This window comes from Arthrobacter sp. UYEF21 (assembly GCF_040546085.1).
GTDB lineage: Bacteria > Actinomycetota > Actinomycetes > Actinomycetales > Micrococcaceae > Arthrobacter.
Genome location: NZ_JBEPNF010000015.1, coordinates 15,695 through 32,538, shown reverse-complemented (window position 1 = coordinate 32,538; position 16,844 = coordinate 15,695). Strand labels below are relative to the sequence as shown.

General features: G+C 64.5%; 11 protein-coding genes and 8 pseudogenes. 6 read left to right on the top strand and 13 right to left on the bottom strand.

Annotated elements, in window-relative coordinates; translation table 11 throughout:
* Positions 1–69: 69 nt before the first annotated feature.
* The 3 genes and pseudogenes from ABIB27_RS15000 to ABIB27_RS14990 all read right to left on the bottom strand — a co-directional run bounded on the left by ABIB27_RS15000 (position 70) and on the right by ABIB27_RS14990 (position 3,122).
* A complete protein-coding gene (locus ABIB27_RS15000) occupies positions 70–372 on the bottom strand; it encodes a DUF4193 domain-containing protein (RefSeq protein WP_211882386.1) in 303 nt (100 codons plus the stop codon).
* 221 nt (positions 373–593) lie between these two features.
* Positions 594–1,781, bottom strand: coding sequence for an FAD-dependent monooxygenase (locus tag ABIB27_RS14995; protein WP_354254181.1), 1,188 nt, complete (start codon positions 1,779–1,781; stop codon positions 594–596).
* 309 nt (positions 1,782–2,090) lie between these two features.
* Positions 2,091–3,122: pseudogene (locus ABIB27_RS14990) on the bottom strand (IS110 family RNA-guided transposase).
* Between the two features lie 224 nt (positions 3,123–3,346).
* On the opposite strand from ABIB27_RS14990, the gene ABIB27_RS14985 reads away from it, so the two are divergent.
* Positions 3,347–3,916 carry a M23 family metallopeptidase gene (locus ABIB27_RS14985; RefSeq protein ID WP_354215274.1) on the top strand — a complete coding sequence of 190 codons (570 nt, stop codon included), beginning with the start codon at positions 3,347–3,349 and terminating at the stop codon, positions 3,914–3,916.
* Here ABIB27_RS14985 and ABIB27_RS14980 read toward each other — a convergent pair.
* From ABIB27_RS14980 to ABIB27_RS14955, 6 genes and pseudogenes are all read right to left on the bottom strand, one after another.
* Positions 3,902–5,092, bottom strand: a complete 1,191-nt coding sequence (locus ABIB27_RS14980; RefSeq protein ID WP_354215273.1) for an acyl-CoA dehydrogenase family protein — start codon at positions 5,090–5,092, stop codon at positions 3,902–3,904. The two genes, ABIB27_RS14985 and ABIB27_RS14980, sit on opposite strands and share 15 nt — an antisense overlap.
* A gap of 413 nt (positions 5,093–5,505) precedes the next feature.
* Positions 5,506–6,939: an MFS transporter gene (locus ABIB27_RS14975; protein WP_354215272.1), complete on the bottom strand. Its 1,434-nt coding sequence runs from the start codon at positions 6,937–6,939 to the stop codon at positions 5,506–5,508.
* Between the two features lie 79 nt (positions 6,940–7,018).
* On the bottom strand, positions 7,019–7,462 hold the full coding sequence (locus ABIB27_RS14970; protein ID WP_354215371.1) for a hypothetical protein: 444 nt from the start codon (positions 7,460–7,462) through the stop codon (positions 7,019–7,021).
* A 241-nt stretch (positions 7,463–7,703) separates the two neighbouring features.
* A pseudogene (locus ABIB27_RS14965) lies at positions 7,704–8,135 on the bottom strand (MFS transporter); the annotation flags it as partial.
* A gap of 227 nt (positions 8,136–8,362) precedes the next feature.
* Positions 8,363–8,656 (bottom strand): MBL fold metallo-hydrolase, encoded by a 294-nt coding sequence (locus ABIB27_RS14960; protein ID WP_354215271.1) that lies wholly within the window; start codon positions 8,654–8,656, stop codon positions 8,363–8,365.
* A gap of 30 nt (positions 8,657–8,686) precedes the next feature.
* Complete coding sequence (locus ABIB27_RS14955) at positions 8,687–9,502, bottom strand: aldehyde dehydrogenase family protein (protein WP_354215270.1); 816 nt, start codon at positions 9,500–9,502, stop codon at positions 8,687–8,689.
* 136 nt (positions 9,503–9,638) lie between these two features.
* Between ABIB27_RS14955 and ABIB27_RS14950 the strand changes: the two genes are divergently transcribed.
* Positions 9,639–9,890, top strand: coding sequence for a hypothetical protein (locus ABIB27_RS14950; protein ID WP_354215269.1), 252 nt, complete (start codon positions 9,639–9,641; stop codon positions 9,888–9,890).
* Between the two features lie 132 nt (positions 9,891–10,022).
* Here ABIB27_RS14950 and ABIB27_RS14945 read toward each other — a convergent pair.
* The 4 genes and pseudogenes from ABIB27_RS14945 to ABIB27_RS14930 all read right to left on the bottom strand — a co-directional run.
* Positions 10,023–10,550 (bottom strand): annotated as a pseudogene (locus tag ABIB27_RS14945) (recombinase family protein).
* A gap of 144 nt (positions 10,551–10,694) precedes the next feature.
* Complete coding sequence (locus tag ABIB27_RS14940) at positions 10,695–12,134, bottom strand: amylo-alpha-1,6-glucosidase (RefSeq protein WP_354215361.1); 1,440 nt, start codon at positions 12,132–12,134, stop codon at positions 10,695–10,697.
* Between the two features lie 174 nt (positions 12,135–12,308).
* Positions 12,309–12,740 (bottom strand): annotated as a pseudogene (locus ABIB27_RS14935) (glycogen debranching N-terminal domain-containing protein); the annotation flags it as partial.
* A 350-nt stretch (positions 12,741–13,090) separates the two neighbouring features.
* A pseudogene (locus ABIB27_RS14930) lies at positions 13,091–13,839 on the bottom strand (ISL3 family transposase); the annotation flags it as partial.
* Between the two features lie 116 nt (positions 13,840–13,955).
* Between ABIB27_RS14930 and ABIB27_RS14925 the strand changes: the two are divergent.
* The 4 genes and pseudogenes from ABIB27_RS14925 to ABIB27_RS14915 all read left to right on the top strand — a co-directional run.
* Positions 13,956–14,335: pseudogene (locus ABIB27_RS14925) on the top strand (histidine phosphatase family protein); the annotation flags it as partial.
* A 24-nt stretch (positions 14,336–14,359) separates the two neighbouring features.
* The gene (locus ABIB27_RS14920; RefSeq protein WP_354254179.1) at positions 14,360–14,914 is read left to right on the top strand and encodes a DUF3090 domain-containing protein; all 555 of its coding nucleotides are present in this window, start codon (positions 14,360–14,362) and stop codon (positions 14,912–14,914) included.
* A gap of 24 nt (positions 14,915–14,938) precedes the next feature.
* Positions 14,939–15,073: pseudogene (locus ABIB27_RS19475) on the top strand (SCO1664 family protein); the annotation flags it as partial.
* 437 nt (positions 15,074–15,510) lie between these two features.
* Positions 15,511–16,768: pseudogene (locus tag ABIB27_RS14915) on the top strand (IS110 family RNA-guided transposase).
* The last annotated feature ends 76 nt before the right edge of the window (positions 16,769–16,844 follow it).

The window sequence follows — 16,844 nt, the reverse complement described above, 5'->3', positions numbered from 1 at the left end:
TCAGCGCCTTCACCATCGGCGGGCTCCGGCGTGGTGTCAGGTTTGGTGCTCGAACGCCAAACGGGGCGGTTAGCCTTCGCATTCCTGGCAATATTGGTGACCGTCGTGTTCACGGGCCATTTGGGAGCGGTGCCGGACCAGGAAGCAGGAGTGGCACGTAAACTCGTCCGCGGCTTGGGGGACGACCTGAACGGTGAGTTCCTCAGCTACGATTTCGCCGCCCGGAACGCCGAGAGCGTCAGCATCATCGGGTGCGTCGAGTTCCCGTACCACGCTGAGCGCGTCAGGGGCGTTGGCGGACTTTAGTGCCTCAAGGGACTTATCCTGCGTTTCCTTAACGTCGGCGCGCAGTTCATCGTAATCAGCGGTCATGATCCGTTCCTCGTTCCCTGGTTGTCGTCCCGAGTGCAACGAATCCGCAGTGGCGCTTGTTCCCCAACTTGGTTCCGGAGCAGTAACGGCAGGGCGGGTTGTGCTGAGGCACGATGCTGGCCACCACCGCGACGCGGAGCATTCCAGCTCCGCGTCGAAACTAGGGCAGCTCTCGGCCGATTCCCGCCGCTCTTCTGGACGACCGATGCCGGTCGCGCGGCCTATTTGGCGATTCTGCCCACGATCTGGCGGGCCACGAGCCGGTCGATTCCTGGCAGATGGGTGGCCCGTATGATCCAGCGGCGCAGGAGGCGCTGGGTCCGATTGGAGGGGAGGAACGATGACGCGGTGCGCCTCCCGGCGGCCTGCGCCTCCTCGACTACCGGTTGCCAGCGTCGCTCGAATTCGGCGAGGGCTGCGCTGATCCCGTCAGGTGAAGCCACGGGTCCCAGGAAGTCCCCCAGCAACGCGGCACCGGCGATGGCGAGTGAGCCGCCCTGACCCGCGAGCAGCGACACGGCCCCGCAGGCGTCCCCCACGAGAACGGTCCGCCCCCTCTGCCAGCCCGGCATGACAACCTGTGCGACGACGTCGTCGTACGGATGCTCGGGGCACAGCTCCAGCAGCCGGTCGACGGCGTGGCCGAGGCCGGCGAACTCGCGGCGCAGCCGCTCCCGCGGACTCCCGGAGCGCTGGTGCCCTGGCGCGTCTGTGGCATCCCGGTAGACCATGAATGCCGCCACCTCGTCTGAGCGGAGGCTATAGAGCCCGGCCATCCGGTCGATGCTGTCGGTGAGGACGAACCGGTTCCGGAAGCGGGCATTCAGGACCGGCTCGGTCACAATGAACGCGGCGGCCCGCATGCCCAGGGGGCGCAGGTATTCCTCTTCGGGGCCGAAGACCTGGGCTCGTACACCGGAATGGATGCCATCGGCGCCGACGAGGACGTCCGCGCCGAGCGTCACGTCCGGCGGGTCACCGACGGCGACCTCCACGCCGTCCTCACCGCTCCATACCTGGGAAACCGGCGCCCCGTAACGGATTCGCACCCGGCCGGAGGCCACGTCGTCGAGCGCAGCGAGGGCGGCGCGTTCCATGTCGGGGCGCAGCAGGCTCAGGACCTTCCCGCCGGCAAGCCGGGCGAACTGGTCGTAATCGAGGCTGGAGGTGGGGTGTCCTGTTGCATCGACATATTCGGCGGCCTCGACGTGGTAGGCCACCGCGGCGAGCCGCGGGTAGAGGCCGATCCGCTCCGCCGCCTCCACGCCCGGACCAAAGAAGTCCATCATGTAGCCATCGGGGCGCGGAGCGGCCGATTTCTCGAGGACCTCGACGTCCCAGCCGGCCAAACCGAGCTGGCGGGCCGCCACGAGGCCCGCAATGCCCGCCCCGACAACCACAGCCTTCATGTCCCGCCTCCAAGGGTCAGATCCGCCGGGCTGAACGAGCCCGGCCGGGAGCACAGGGAGTTTCGCCGACACCCGCCGGCTCATTCTTGACTCATTCCTCGCGGGATGTCCAGCGCGCAGGATTCCGCAGGGGTGTCATCTATCGGTCACATAGATAACGCTTCGCCACGGGTCCGACCCCGGGTTTGTCGGACGGGATAGCAACCCAGGCCGGCAATACCGCCTCGAGGGGGCCATACCTCGGAAATCGTGGAGAAAAACGGTGCCGCTTGAGTCTGCGGCGCGGATTTCGGGGCGGGACGGACTCGGTCAGACGACCAATGGTGGCGCCGGTGCGGAGAACCGGGTGTAGGTGGTGCCGTCGCGGAGCATGGCCCAGAGGACGTTGAGGCGGCGCCGGGCCAGTGAAAGCATGGCCTGGATGTGGGTTTTGCCTTCGCCTCGTTTGCGGTCGTAGTAGGTCCGTGATGCCGGGCAGGATTTAAGCGCCGAGAGGCCAGAGAGGTAGAAGACGCGCAGGAGCCTGCGGTCGTAGCGTCTGGGGCGGTGGTGGTTGCCGCTGATGCGGCCGGAATCCCTGGGTGCGGGGGCAAGTCCGGCGACGCCGGCGAACCGGTCCGCGGTTTCAAAGACCGTCAGGTCCCCGCCGGTAGCGCCAAGGAACTCCGCGGCCAGGACGGGGCCGAAGCCGGGCATGCTGAGCAAGGTCCGGGTGTGCCGGTGTTCGGTGACCTTCGCGCTGATCAGGGCGTCCAGCTCGGCCAGTTCTTTGTTCAGGGTGACGATCTCCTGGGCCAGGGCCGCGACGATAAGTTCCCCGAGGTGCTGGGCCGGAACGGTGGTGTGCTGGGACTTCGCGGCCTCGACCGCAGCGGCAGCGACAACGGCGGAGGAGCGGGCGCCGTGTTTCTTCAACCACGCCTGGAGCCTGGCTTGGCCGGTGCGGCGGATTCCGTCCGGGGTCCGGTGTTAGGTCAGCAGCAGGAGGGCGGCTTTGGAGCGGCTGTAGTCAAAAGCACGCTCCAGGGCCGGGAAGTACTCGAGCAGCTGGGCCTGCAGCCGGTTGATCGCCCGGACCCGGTCCGCGGACTTGTCCGCCCGGCGGGAGGTGAGGATCCTCACCCCGGTACTGATCTCATCCCCCGCCCGCAGGGGCTGCAGATCCCGGCGCATCCGTGCCTGGTCAGCAATCACAGCGGCGTCCTTCGCATCCGTTTTGCCCTCTCCGCGGTAGAGCTTGGAGGCGTGGTGGACGATCCGGCCCGGGATGTAGAGGATGTTCTGGCCGTGCGCGACGAGCATCGCGATCATGTCGCGTCTCTCAATCAGCGGTCGGGTCATCGCGAAGAGTGCGGGCGGCCAATCCTTCGAAGCCGTCACGACGTGAATCGCCGGGCCACAGCAACCAAAGCCATAACCGCCTCCCCCGGGCAGCCACGACCCTACGACAGCCACGGAACCACCCGTCAACACCACAAGGACAGCATCCGGGCCTCCGGCGGGCGTTTTCCACATGGCAGCACCGGGCACTCCCGGTGGCCGATCCAAGAGGGAATGCTGGGCAGATGAAAGCAACTTTTGTGCTTGCCGCCGTCCTTCTGCTGCCGGCCGCTGCGGCTCCGCAGGCAACGGCTCCCCGCCCCGCCTGGGACTGGCCCCTTGCGCCCAGGCCCGCAGTTATGCGGGCCTTCGACCCGCCGGACAAGCCGTGGATGAGCGGTCATCGCGGCGTGGACCTTAAGGCAACCCACGACGGCGTCCCGGTCACGTCGCCAGCGTCCGGCACCGTGAGCTTCGTAGGCGTGGTGGTGGACCGCCCAGTGATCACCATCGATCACGGGGGCGGACTTCGGAGTAGCTTTGAGCCCGTTGAGAGCCGACTAACGGCCGGAACCGTTGTGGCGCAGGGCGAAATCATCGGTACCTTGCAGGCAGGTCATTGCGGCGCCCTGGCCTGCGTCCACTGGGGCGTCAGGCGGGCAGATGACTACGTCAATCCGCTGGAATTCGTGACGGACCTCCTCCCGTCCATCCTGCTGCCGGTCAGAAAGGCGGACCCAGTCACGAGCGCCGAGCCAGCGGGCAGGGCGGACCCCGACAGCCGGGCGGAGCCAGTGGCCTTAGACGATGGCTGAGACCCCCGTGATGGCGCGCCCGGTCACCAGCGTATTGATCTCGTGGGTTCCTTCGTACGAATAGATGGCTTCAGCATCAGCGAAAATCTTAGCCATTTCGAAGTCCGTGACGATCCCGTTGCCGCCCAGGAGGCTACGACCGATGGCCACGCTTTCACGCATGCGCGCGGTGGTGAATGCCTTGGCCAGCGCAGACTGTTCGTCCTTGGCCTCGCCCGCGTCCTCCAGCTGCGAAAGCCTGACCATCATGCCCATGGAGCTGACTGCGTTGCCAAGGATCTGCACCAGCTGGCTCTGGACCAGCTGGAACGATGCCAGCTGACGGCCGAATTGGTGCCTTTCCACGGCGTAGCGGCGGGCCACATCGAAAGCAGCGAGCTGCTGGCCGACCGCCTGCCAGGCGACGGACAGCCGGGTCACTTTGAGGACCTTGTTGGTGTCGCGGAAGCTGTTGGCGCCCGCGAGTTTGTAAAAGTCGGGAACCACTACGTTGTCCAGAACGATGTCCGCGTTCTGGACGGTCCGTAGGGAGATCTTGTTTTCAATCTTGGTGGCACTGTAGCCGGGCAGTGCCGTATCAACGAGGAAGCCCTTGACTTGGTTGTCGGCAAGGTCGCGGGCGTAGATCACCACCCAATCAGAGAAGGTGGCGTTGCCGATCCACCGTTTGGCGCCATTGAGAATCCAGGTGTCGCCGTCGCGCTCCGCCGTGGTGCGGGTACCGCCTGCCACGTCCGAGCCGCCCAGGGGTTCAGTGAGTCCGAACGCGCCGATCTTCTTCAGCGAATAAATGTCCGTGAGCCAGGCTTCCTGCTGTTCCTGCGAGGCCAGAGCCTCGATGGAGCCGGTGAAGAGTCCGTCGTGGACGCCGAGGAAAGTGGCAATGGAAGCGTCGGCACGCGTGGCCTCGGCGTGGACCAGGCCGGCAAACAGGTTCGAGTAGCCCTGCCGCCTTACGGGACTGACCAGATCGATTTCGGCCAGCTTGGGGATGAGGTCCATGGGGAATTCGCCGCGGTTCCAGCAGTCCACGGCAATCGGCCGGACCTCGCGGGACAGGAAGCCCCGGATCTCGGCCAGGCGGTCCCGCTCCTTGCCCGCGAGTAGTTGCTCGAAGGCGAAAAAGTCACCGTCGGCATACGGAAGGTCGTTGATGTCAATGGATTTCCTGGACATGGTTCCTCGCTCGGGATCAGTGCTGGCCGCAGGGCTCCAAGGATGACCATCCCCGAAGCAAGTGAAGTTACTGGTGAGTAACTTACCGCAACTGCCTTCCCCGATGCAACGCCGGCCGTGGAAGGCAGTTGGACCGGCGGCGTCGCGGCAGATGAACGGTGCGACGAACTTCGGTAACGTCGGGTGCAAGGATGTTGCAATCTTTTTGCTTGGGGGTCGCTCGACGACCATGTGACTTGGGAAGACAGCCTTATCAATGTCGGTTGGCAACTCTAAACTGGTCGAGTAAGTAATCCATGGAAGCGAACCCAGTTCCAAAGCCGAAGCTTGCGACACCTGCCTTGTTGCTGAGCAGCGTGGTAGTAGCCGCCGGCGTCACCTTGTCTAAACAGTGTCCGACGACAGGCTCGGGTTCAGGCCCTGGTGCCTGCCTCCAATGGAGTGGATCCGTTGCCTGCTGCCGAGGCTGAGACAGCCGGCGTGGCGGGGGCAGCGGGTGTGTCCAGACCAAGCCTGCGGCGGTCGCGCTGCTGGTTGACGAATATCAGGGCCAGGATTCCGAAGGTCAGCATAAGGCCGCCGGCCAGGGCGAAGGCTGCCTTGTAGCCTTCCGCCGGGGTGGCCGCGCCGCCGATCAGGAAGCCGGAGACTGCCGGGGCGAAAACACCGCCGGTGGTGAGGACGGCGTTGGCGATGGAGAGGTTGGCGCCGCGCTGGGCGATGGTGGTCAGTTCTGCGACGATCAGGTAGGTGATGGCGAACAGCGCCGGTGCGGTGCCGAAGCCGAAGACCATGAGGGTGATGGACAGGAAGGGGGAGGTGGTCAGCGTGGCCGCCACCAGGCAGGCGCCGGCGAAGGTTGCGGCGATGCTGAGCACCCAGCCGCGGGCCTTCCGGGTGGGGACGCCCCTGAGGTGCAGGCGCTGTGTCAGTGCGCTGAGGCCCACTGTGGCGATGGCACCCCAGGCGGCCGGCAGCGCGATCATGGTGCCGGCCTGCTGCCCGGTGAAGCCCAGCACGTTCTGGAAGTAGGCCGGGCCCCAGGACATGGCCAGGGTGAAGGTCCAGTAGCCGAAGAAGGACGCCAGTACCGCGAAGATCCAGCTGGTGGAGAGGATGGTGCGCCAGTCGCGGACTTTGGCCTCCACCACCACGGGAGCTTCCTCCGGGGCGATGCCGTCAATCTCCTGCTCGGCCTTCCGGCTGGTGTACGGGCCTTCCTTGCCCACGATGATCCAGAACAGGGACCAGATGAGGCCCAGGATGGCCAGCACGGCGAACGCTGTCTGCCAGCCGAACTGCCCGATCACCCAGGCCAGGACCGGGGCGAAGGCCACGATTCCCAGCGTGACACCGGCGGACGCCAGAGCGGCCGGTGTGGCGCCCTTCTTCTCCGGGAACCACTTGTAGATGCCGTGCATCAGCACCGGTGCCAGCGGGCCCTCGCCGGCGCCCAGCAGCAGGCGGCTGGCCCAGAGGGCGGGCAGCGACGCGAACAGCAGGATGGGGGCCTGAGCCAGGGACCACAGCAGGCACAGCACCAGCAGGATCCACTTGCTGGAGACCTTGTTGGCGATGGGGGCAGCCACGATCTGCGCCACGCCGAAGGTCAGGAACATGGCACTGCCCACCAGGCCGAACTGCTCGGGCGTGATGCCCAGCTGCTTCATCAGGGGCACGGCGGCTATGCCCAGAACCGCCTTGTCCGCCCAGCTGAGCATCATCAGGAAGAGCAGGCAGACCGTGATGATCAAGCCGTAGCGGTTGCGTTTGGCCTGGGACCAGGTCCGGGGATCGCGGGAGTTTTCGGAGCCCGGAGCCACGTCGGGAAGAGGAGTTGCAGACACAGTATGCCCAATCGTTGAAGAGGGAGCCTTTGCTGGATTGCAGCGGCATTTCCTTGACTCTAGGCTCCTGTGACGGGCCTTACATTTTAGCTTTCCGTTGGGTGGAAAGACACTTTCCGGGGCGCGGCACACCGGCGATCGTCCCGGAGCCGGTCTCTCCCAGGAAAGCGAGCAGGCCCATCCCAAGGACGCTCAGTCCACAGGTTAGCCACCAGGTGGTGCCCCAGCCACCGGTGCGGGTGGCCAGCAGGGCGAAGAGCATGGGGCCCAGGAAATTTCCTACGTTGAAGATCTGCTGCGTCAGCCCCAGCACAGCCGTGACGGATCCGTCGGCAGGGGCGATGCGCACTGAGTAGCTGGTCATTGCGGCAGGGATCAGGCCTCCGACGGCGGAAAACGCAGCAATGAGGCCGAACTGGATGAGGAAGCCATTCCCGAAGCTCGCCCAGGGGACGGCGATCGTGGCCACGGAGGCGGCGGACATCGCCAGGAAGGTCCAGAAGACAATTCTCCGCTCGGGCACGCCGCGCTGGATGCGCTGACGGCGCCGAGAGCGTTGACGCCGCCCACGACGGCACTGAGGATGCCGGGCCACGCGCCTTCCAGCCCGGCTGACCGGTAGATGGACGGCAGGAAGCCGAGAACGGCCATCCACTGGGCCGTATAGCAGGCGAAGACCACCCCGGTGATCCACGGCCGGCGGGTGGCCACAGTGCGGCCCACCCGGCGGAGCGCGGGTGCAGCCCGGCGAGGGCCGGTGGCACATCCCTGGGCACGCGGCGCAGCAGCAGCGGCACCGGGAGCAGCGTGACTACGGCCATTACCAGCCACCACTGCCGCCAGCCGGAGGCCTGGAGGAACACCGCTCCCACGGTCAGGCCAATCAGCGCGGCGATGCCCTGGAACGTGGCCCAGCTTGCTAGCGCCACGTTCAGCCGTCGCGGCGGTGCCACCTTGCGGATCAGGGCAGGGGCGACGACGACGGCCAGCAGGAACCCGACGCCCTCCAGCGTCCGTGCGGCCATCAGCAGTTCCGTGCTGGGGGCGGCCGCTCCGAGCGCGGAGGCGGCGCTCAGGAGGAGCAGGCCCGAGACCAGGGGTCGGCGGAGGCCCGCCATCTCCCCGCCCACGGCAGTTGCCAACCCGCCCACGATGCTGGCTACCTGGATGATGCCCAGCAGCAGCCCGGCCTGCACCAGCGTAGTGCCCAGATCGGCTTGGATGTCGGCCAGTGCGGCCGGCAGCTTTCGCCAGCGAGCCGTGGGCGGGCGTGTCGAGGTCGACGGTGAGCAGCAGGGAGGCCAGATCGGGCCGGGCTTCGTCGTGGACGCTGATGTCAATGTCGTAGGAGAACGCCTTCAGCGCGTGAGAGACGAGTTCGCTGGTGCCGGAGAGACCCGCGCCTCCCTCGCGGGTGTGGTCCTTAACCGGCCCCACGACGGACACCGGTCCGGTGAAGCCGTCCACCGGGTTGCCCCAGTTCCACAGCAGGAAGCCGGGCAGTTTCCCCTACATGGTCCGAGTGCAGGTGGGTGACAAAGCCGGCCTTGAAGTCCTTGCCCCGGAGCCCTGCTTCATGGGCGGCGCGGGAGCAGCCGAGCCCGAAGTCCACCATGTAGAAGGCGTCGCCCACCACGAGGGCGCTGGAGATGCCGTTTTCCGGTCCGCGGATGGCCGGTCCGGCGGCGGTGCCCAGGGTGATCAGTTCGACGCTCAAGGTGAATACTTCTGCAGTATGGGTGCGGGATCAGGAATGGCGGCGGGCATTACGGACGCGCGTTTCCAGGTATTCCTCCAGCCCCCAGCGGCCGCGTTCGCGGCCGACGCCGGAGGATTTCCAGCCACCGAACGGGGCATCGGGCTCCACAAGCGTGTGCTGGTTGATCCATAGGGTTCCGGCTTCGAGCCGGGAAGCGATGGAATACGCGCGCTCCTGGTCCGGGCTCCACACGGAAGCACCGAGGCCGAATTCCCCGGCGTTGAGCCCGGCGATGGTGGCATCGAGATCGTCATGGGCAACGATCGGCAGTGCCGCACCGAACTGTTCCTGCTCCACCAGGTCCATGCCCGGCTCTGCGTCGATCACTACCGTGGGGGCGAGGAAGTAGCCGTGCAGGTCGCAGCCGGGACGGCCGCCGGTGATGATGCGGGCGCCGCTGCCGACGGCGGAGTCGACCAGGCCGTGGACCAGCTTGAGCTGCGATTCGTTGTGCATGGGGCCCATGGTGGTTCCCTCCGCGATGCCGTGACCCAGCACGTGGCGAGACGCCTCGGCGGCGATGGCCTCGGCCAGTTCCCTGCTGCGGCTGCGCGGGACGTAGACGCGCTTGACCGCCATGCATACCTGGCCGGCGTTGCGGAACGCGCTGCCCACGATCCCGCGGGCCGTGACCGCGAGGTCCGCGTCGTCCAGCACGATGGCAGGATCGTTGCCGCCGAGCTCCATGGTGACGCGCTTGACCGTGGCGGCAGCCTGCTGCGCGATGGAAATCCCCACGTCGGTGGAGCCGGTGAAGGAGATCTTCCGAAGGCCCGGGCTGGTGGCCAGGGCAACGTCAGGCATTGCCCCAACCCGATTTCAGCTTCCAGGCACCCTGCACCCCTGTCAGATTTGCCGGGGCGTCCGGGTACGGGCTCCGCTCGTATTTGTTCCGCCGGGCGAAATTCGCTGACGCTAGACTCGCAACGAAACGGGACGAATGAAAGGACGTACGAAGGCGATCCTGTTGGTGGCAGCCGCGTGGACCGTCGCCGCACTCATCGCGGTACTCGGAGTCACCGCATGGCAGACGATTTGTTACTACATGGAACCTGTTGCGGATACGATAGCTGATCCTGGGAGTTACTCCCTCGCCGCATACTCCGGCCTACTGGCACTCGCCCTCAGCGTCGCGGTGAGCGTGGGCATCACCCTTCACGCCGCGCGCTGCCGGCACTCCCCCACAGCCTGACCCTCAGCACACAAGGCCCCGACATCCTGGCCCCGGAGCACAAGGGCGTTCCCCGTGAGCACATCGGTTCATCCATCACTGTGCCTGTTCCCAACACCGGCATGGCACCCTGCAGAGGCGAAGCCCGGCAACCTAGCTCCTGACCTTCAGGTACTGGTAGAGGGTTTCGCGGCTGATGCCGAATTTCCGGCCCAGGCCCGTCTTCTGCTCCCCCGCCGCAGCCCGCTCCCGCAGCTCACTGGCCTTCTCGGCCGAGAGTGCTTTCTTGCGGCCGCGGTAGACACCGCGCGCCTTTGCCAGTGTGATGCCTTCGCGCCGGCGTTCACCGATCAGGGCCCGCTCGAATTCGGCAAAAGCACCCATCACCGACAGCATCAGATTCGCCAAGGGTGATTCCTCCCCGGTGAAGACCAGCTGCTCCTTAACGAATTTGACCCGCACGCGTATCTTCGTGAGTGCCTGGACCGGAGATCGTCCAGATTCCGGGCGAGCCGGTCCATACTGTGCACCACGAGGGGTGTCGCCGTCGCGGATGAAGCGCAGCAGCTCATCAAGCTGGGGGCGCTGGGTGTCTTTGCCAGAGGCCTTGTCGGTAAAGACCCCCTCCAGCTGGACGCCCTCGAGCTGGCGTTGAACGTTCTGGCCCAGGCTGCTGACCATATGCGCCCGCCGCCCCGTTTCCGATTCCATGCATTTATTCGAAGGTAGACACCACGCGACACAACTACGAAGCGATCGAGGAAGAAGCCATCGGACCCGAGAATTGCATAATGTCGTGCTTCTCCATACCCAGTAGAGCAGCACTCATTTCGTCCGGGTCAGATTCAGGAGTTCCCGAAGGGCGGGACGCGCTTCGAGCCGGAGCTTTATGGATTCCGGCAGGCCATCCACGGTAACGGAGTCCTGGGTGATGTTGATGGTGAGCCTGTTTCCGGCAAACGGCACGTTGTCGATTCGGAACTGCCCGAAGCCTTTTGGAAGTTCCGGTGCGAGCCAGAGCTCGTTCCAGGGAAGGGCAGGGTCGAACCGCATCAGCATGCGGATCAGATGGATCGGAGCCGCCGCCGCCCACGCCTGGGGTGAGCACGCTGCAGGGTAGGGTACCGGATTTGGGAACCTTTCACGGTCCAGTCCGCAGAACAGCTCCGGGAGCCGGCCGCCGAAGTGCTCGGCTGCTTCGAACAGTCCGTAGGCGATTCTCTGGGCCTCGTCGATGAATCCGTATCTCATCAGCCCATGCGCTATCAGGGCGCTGTCGTGCGGCCAGACGGAACCATTGTGATAACTGAGAGGGTTGTAGGCCCCCATCGTGCTGGCCAGAGTGCGGATACCCCAGCCGGTGAACATTTCCGTGGACATCAGGTGCGCCGCTACTTGGGCTGCTTTGTCGGTGTCCACGATGCCCATCCAGAGACAATGACCCATATTTGAGGCCAGGGCGTCTACTGGCTTCTTGTCCCCATCCAGGGCGACGGCAAAATATCCCCGGTCCGGCAGCCAGAACCGTTCATTGAACGCCTCTTTCAGCCGGACCGCCCTGCCCGCCCAGAGATCGGCTGCTTCGGTGTCGCCGTCGTCCAGCGCCATCAGGGCACGCCCGACATAGGCCCCGTACGTGTAGGCCTGCACTTCGCACAGCGCTATGGGCCCCTGAGCGAGTGAGCCGTCGGCGAAATTGATGCCGTCCCACGAATCCTTCCAGCCCTGGTTTATCAGCCCGTGTTCAGTTTGCCGCTGGTATTCGACGAATCCGTCGCCGTCACGGTCGCCGTAGTTCTCGATCCATGCCAGCGCGCGGTCTGCGGCCGGCAGCAGGGCGTGGACTGCCTCCGGTTCCAGCCCCCAACGTCCCAGCTCGCTAAGGATGCCGACGAACAACGGGGTGGCATCCGCGGTTCCGTAGTAGATACTGCGGCCGCCCAGAACGGACTCCGTGCTGGTACCCAGACGCACTTCATGGAGGATCCGGCCGGGCTCTTCTTCCGTGTCGGGGTTAACTTCCTTGCCTTGGTGGTCCGCCAGCGTCTGGAGGGTGCCTAGTGCCAAGGAGGGATCCAGCAGGAGGGACATAAGGGACGAGAGCAGGCTGTCACGCCCGAAAAGGGCCATGAACCATGGAGCGCCTGCCGCAGCTACGACGCGGTCGGGGTGGTCCGGATCAAAGATCCGGAGTGAGCCGAGATCCTCCTGGCTGCGCAAAATCGTATTTCGGACGGAGGCATCACCCAAGTTAGGGATGGGCATGGACATCCGCCACGAAAAGAGACGATGCCGGGCCTCGGAGGAAACTTCATCAGTGCCATACGCCGCCGTTGAAATCACCGCCTGCCCGTTCAGATAGGGCGTGGCAGTGAACGTCTGAGCCCACTTCCCATGGGCAGGAATGGTGACCGTACACACGAGTCGGTGGCCCTCTACAGCGGCGCCTGGTGCGCGGACAACAAGCCCATGACGCCGGCCCTCCCCTTCACACTCAAGGAGGAGACTATCGCCCTCTATCCGGATCTGCTGCTGCCCCGGGCTGGCAGGCCTGCCATCCTTAACCTCAAAAAGATCGGCGAAATCGGCATTCACGCTCAGGGCGAGCCGTAAAGTGTTAGGCACCGCCAAGTGATTCTCGATCGTGATGGTTTCCGTAAGACCGGCACCAATGATCCTTTCCCGCTCTATCAGCAACGGCGTATCAGCGCTGCCGGAATGGCCGCTTAACCTGCCTATAAACACGGCCCGGAAGGGTTCCACAGCCGTCGCGGCAAGCGCCTCGAGTGGAACGTCATCAACGCTAACGTTCCACTCGGATATGTACCGGGTGTCGTGAAAAAACGCGCCATGGGGACTCCCCGAGTGCATGTCACCGTCGGACGCAGTCAAACAAAATGAGGAGCCATCAAGAACTGTGACGGCTCCCGCGCCCGCCGGACCGGCTGCGTTGTCGGCGTTCCAACCCGACATTTCGCGATCCTCCTAGCATCAGGCAATCGACCAAAAAAGACCTGGATGCGGACCAAGGCTGGGCGACCGGCTGGCCCGCATATCAGAACTATCGTCCCTTGCCCCAGCGGAAACAAGCCCCCATCAATTCCAACGCCCGAATGGTGGCTCCTCCCCGGTGATGTTCCGGAGCTCAGGCGAGCGACCAATAGCGAAGCCTCACTTGTACGCAGGTACGGGAGGCCGTGTAGAGCTGACTCTTCCGTAGGTCAATTCCGATCTGGGAGCACCGGTTTGTGACCACCGAGGCTGAAAATCGCGACGGCGATGAGTGCTTCGGGTGATTTGAAGCCGAAGGCGATGCGGGTGATCAGTCTGATCTTCGTGTTGATCGATTCGACACGCCGTTTGGAGAGCCCATGCTCTATTGCGGCGAGGATCGCGGCACGGTGGTTGACGATGCTGCGTTGGAGCTTCGCGAACGCGGGGATCCGGCACCCGCGCGCCCGGGCAACCCACTTATCGAGGGCTTCAGCGGCTTCGTCGTGGGGCAGTTTGAAAATGACCCGGAGTCCTTCCTTGAGGTAGTAGGCCCGGCCGAGGGTGGGGTCGGTCTGCACGATCCAGGCGAGCTGCTGCTTCTCGGTCAGGTTCTCCGGGTTCGTCCAGAGCGCATAACGGGAGTTCTTCACACCGGCTGCGCGGGCACTGTCCGGGGGGGCGCCGCGTCTTTCGCGGGCCGGCAGCGGCCGCGCCTGGCCTCGCTGGCCCGGGCCGCTTTACGGGCGTCGTTCCACGCGGCCCCGTCGGCGGAGACATGCGTGATCCGGGAGCAGCGTTCCACCCCGAGGGCGTCGAAGAACTTGCCCAGGGTGGCCTTGTCCTGGCCCGGCGCCGCCCAGACCAGCCAGCCGCTGTCGTGGTCGACGACGACGGCCAGATACTTGTGGCCGCGCTTGTAGGAGATCTCGTCGATGCCGATCCGCCTCAGGCTGGCGAACTGGTCGTGGAGTTTGCTACGACTCAAAGCGGATCTCCTCCCGCGCCCCCGGCCTACCGCATCGCGGTCCTCAGGGACAGCAATGGACGCGGCGGCTCCATTGAAGTCTGCGACACCCTGCTCCCGGGTCGAAGTGGTCGGTTGTGCAGTCGCAACCGTCCGCCGTCATCTTTCCCGGCGGTGAATCCATGGCCGCGATGCAGGCTCGGTCGGTGGCAGCGATTCGACGCCACGATCGGCCTTCGAAGCCGAGTACAGGCCAGGGGCCGTGTGGGTGGCGGTGAGTCACGGTGACATCATCAAGTCAATCCTCGCCGACGCGCTCGGCATGCACCTTGACCTGTTCCAGCGTATTAACGTGGGCCCCGCCTCCGTATCGATCGTGCGCTACGGCGCTAGTCGGCCGAGCGTCCATGCGACCAACACCGACGCGGGTGATCTGTCGTGGCTGTCGAACGGCATCCACTCTGGCGATGCGCCGGTGGGCGGCGGTGCAGGGCAAAAGGCGCCATGAACCTCATGTGCCTAAAATACTGACATGCCTAAACGTGTTCATGAGTTTGCCTGGCCTGATCGGGTCGTCGTTGGCACCATCGGCCTTCCGGGGGCGCGCACGTTCTACCTGCAGGTGCGCGCAGGCACGCAGATCTTGAGTATTGCCCTGGAGAAGCAGCAGTCGGCTCTGCTCGCCGAGAAGATCGACGAAATTCTCGACCAGGTCATCACCGTCGAGGGCAACCCCTTCAGCGTTCCCACGAGTACTCCCATGGAACTTGTCGACGATGACAAGCTCGAGGCCGTTCAGGAGCAGTTTCGGACCGGCGCCATGAGCTTAGGTTGGGACCCACCGACGGCGCAGGTCGTAATAGAGGCCTACCCCATCACCGATGTCGATGCTGATGAGAACGACGAATCCCTTGATGAGGACGCCGCTAACGAGACCGAGATGCTGCTGGTACGAATGCCGGTCGGCACCGCCCGCGCATTCGCCAAACGCACCCGTGAGGTCGTGGGCGCCGGGCGTCCGATGTGCTTGCTCTGCGGTTACCCCATAGACGCCGACGGGCACATCTGCACCCTTCCCGAGGTCTGATGCCAGCACCGGACCTAGTTAGTGATGGCCGAGCTGACGCTCACCGGCCGCATCACGACGGCTTCAAACGCTACATTCCTTGGCAGCATCGGCGAGGAGGTGGTCGTCTATAAGCCGATAGCAGGCGAAAGTCCGCTGTGGGATTATCCCCACGGCACCCCTGGCTCACCGTCCGGGCGAACACCACGACCGCACGGCTCCAAATTTGGCGTGATTGTGCGAGTTCGTGAGCGGCCAGCGATTCTCGTAACTATGCTTCGAAACCTCATGGTTGAGTCGGTGTATGCACCGTTAGTTATGAGCGGTGGAGCCGCTTCGCGGCGTTGTGGTTCTGCGAAAACGCTCTTGCGGCCGGGTTGGGTAGCGGCGGATGATGGCGGTGCCGCGGTCGACGCCGATGTGTCTTAGTGCTTAGAGCCTGTTTATGAGCGTGGCGTGGAGGGCTTCCACGGGAACCGTGGATTGGTGCCGCAAGCCCAAAAGCATCGGGTTTGATGAGCCCGTTTAGTAGATTCCTGATTAATTTCCCCGCCCTTCCCGCGGCACCTGGCACCACCAGCCGGTGGTGTCGTTGGACCAGATGCGAGGAGTAGATGATGGACATCGTGCACGAGCGTGCCGCAGGAATGGATATCTCCAAACGTGATGCGAAGGTCTGCATCCGGGTACCGGGAATGCGGGTAGGAACTTTCAGGAGGACTGTGACCACATATGGGGCGACGACGAATGAGATCGTGCGCCTACGGCGTGATCTTGAGGCAGCCGCGGTGACAGTGGTGGTGATGGAGGCCACCGGCGACTACTGGAAACCGTTCTATTTCCTGCTGGCGGAGTCGCTGAATGTGCAACTTGTCAATGCTAAAGCTGCGCGGAATATCCCGGGGCCGAAGTCGGATGTCTCAGACGCGACATGGCTTGCGGAGCTCGCGGCTCACAACCTGCTGCGGGCCAGTTTCGTGCCGCCGGAGCCGATCCGGCAGTTGCGGGATCTAACCCGCACGCGGTCGAACCTGACTCATGAGCGCACCCGCGAGTAGGGACGACTGGAAAAAGGGCTGGAGGGACTCCAACATCAAGTTGTCCTCGGTCTTCAGCACGCTGAGCACCCAATCAGCCCGCCGCATCCTCGATGCTCTCTCATATCCGGAGAACGTAACCCGCAGACCTTGGCTTCGCTGGCACACGCCTCGATGGGCCGCAAAATCCGCGGCGCTAGTCGAAGCCCTCACGGGCCGTTTCACCGACCACCACGCATTCATGGTGCCTTTGCATCTGGACCGCATCGACCAAATCGAGGCGACCCTCACGGCCCTCGACGCCCGCATCGACTGCGATGGAACCTTTTTCCTTAGCCCGGGAGCTGCTGATGACCGTCCCCGGGATATCGAAGAATGTCGCTAACGTCATCATCGCCGAAGCCGGCGTCGACATGAACGTCTTTGACACGGCGGGCCATCTCGCATCATGGGCGGGAGTGTGTCCCAGCCGGAACGAGTCCGCTGGACGAATAAAATCCACCCAAACCCGGCCCGGCGACCATTACCTCAAAGCCGCATTGGGAATCGCGGCACTGGCCGTTTCCCGATCAAAAACGACCTATCTCGCCGTGAAATACCGTCGCATTCAATCCCATGCCGGCGCCCTGCGCGCCGTAGTCGCTCTCCAACACACGCTGCTCGTCATCGTCTGGAACATGCTCCACGACGGAGTCGCCTATGACGAACTCGGCGTTGACCATTTCGACAAAACGAACCCGAACGCGCCAAAAAGCGGCTCCAACGCCGAATGGTCTCGCTCGGTTTGAGCCCACCCTCACGCCCATTTCTGCAGGATAGGTCACCTTCGTTTCCTTAGTAGTAGACACGTCGGAGCAGCCCCTGGCGAAACTGATCGGTCACTTTCAGAAGCTGAGTGCGCAAACCTTCCCGTG